This window comes from Acidovorax delafieldii 2AN (assembly GCF_000175235.1).
GTDB classification, from domain to species: domain Bacteria; phylum Pseudomonadota; class Gammaproteobacteria; order Burkholderiales; family Burkholderiaceae_C; genus Acidovorax; species Acidovorax delafieldii_B.
Map to the genome: position 1 here is coordinate 1 of NZ_ACQT01000496.1, position 1,323 is coordinate 1,323.

Below are 1,323 nucleotides of genomic sequence, written 5' to 3' on the forward strand. Positions count from 1 at the left end.
CGGCGCGCAGGATGAGGGCATTGCTGCGCGGCTCGGCGACCAGCGTGGTCTTGAACGAGGTGTCGGTCTGGCCCTGGGCGGCGGCCGGCGCGGTGGCACCGCCGCCATCGATAAGCCGCGCCACCAGGGGCGCCAGGTCAGTGGCGACGGCGTTCTTGAGCGGAATCACCTCGACGTCGCTCGCATTCGACACGTCCATGGCCGCCACGATGCGCGCCAGGCGCTGCAGGTTGTCGGCGTAGTCGGTGATCACCAGCGAGTTGTTGCCGGGGTTCACATTGATGGTGTTGTTGGGGCTGATCAGCGGACGCAGCACCGGCACCAGATTGGCCGCATTCTCGAAGTTCAGCTTGAAGATCTGGGTGACCACCTGTCCGCCAGCGGGGGCGCTGCCCGCGCTGCCCTGCACCACGCTCACGCTGCCGCCCTGCAGCTTGGCGTCGGCCTCGGGCACCACCTTGTACAGGCCGGCCGCCTCGACCACCGTGAAGCCCTGCAGGCGCAACGCCGCCAGGAACTGCTGGAAGGCCGCAGCAGGCGTCACGGCCCGCTCGGTGATCAGCGTGAGCTGGCCCTTGACGCGCGGGTCCACCACCACGTTGCGGCCGGTGATGGTGGCCATGGTGCGGGCCACGGCTTCGATCTCGGCATTGGCGAAATTCAGCGTGACGGGTTCGCCGGGCCGCACGCTGCTGGTGCCGGTTCCGACCGCCGTTTGGGCATGAATATGGCCGCTTGCGCTTGCCAATAAAGCGCAAGCAGCTATCGTATTGAGAGCGAATCGCAGTCGTGGCGAAAGATTGGTAGTCATAGGATCAACCCACGGTGATGATGGAGCGCGCGCCGTTGCGCCGTCCGATGATGTTCAGAAGATTGGCCAGGGCCGCCTCGCGTTCGGGCGTGGCGCTGGCTTCGCCCGCAAAGCGCAGGCGCTGGCCCACCCACTGGCCGCTGCCACTCAGCTGCAGGTGGCCGTCCAGTGTGCTCAGGGTGAGCGTGGGCACCTCACCGCCCTGCAGCACGAGGCGGTAGCTGCCCATGGGCCGCAAGGTGGACAGGCGCGAGGACATGGCCCGCGCATCGAGTTGCGCCGTGCCCGCCAGCACGAGGCGGCCGGCGGCCCACACCGCCTCGACGCCTTGCGTCTGCAGGGCCAGCTGGCCCTGGGGCTGCAGGGTGTTCCAGGGCGTGCCCAGTCCGCTCAGCAGGCTGGCGGGAAACTGGCTCTGCCCATCGGCCAGCACCAGCCGGGCGCCGCCCCAGCGTGCTTCGATGCGGGCCTGCAGCGGCGCCGCCATGCAGCACGCGGCGTGCACCTGTGCG

General features: G+C 69.0%; 2 protein-coding genes. Both read right to left on the bottom strand.

Translation table 11 applies throughout. The features are described from left to right. A partial coding sequence (locus tag ACDELDRAFT_RS22550) for a secretin N-terminal domain-containing protein (protein WP_005801256.1) occupies window positions 1-811 on the bottom strand: 811 nt, incomplete at its 3' end. Between the two features lie 4 nt (window positions 812-815). Further along, window positions 816-1,323 (bottom strand): type II secretion system protein N (gene gspN, locus ACDELDRAFT_RS22555; RefSeq protein ID WP_040330715.1); only part of this gene is annotated, 508 nt, incomplete at its 5' end.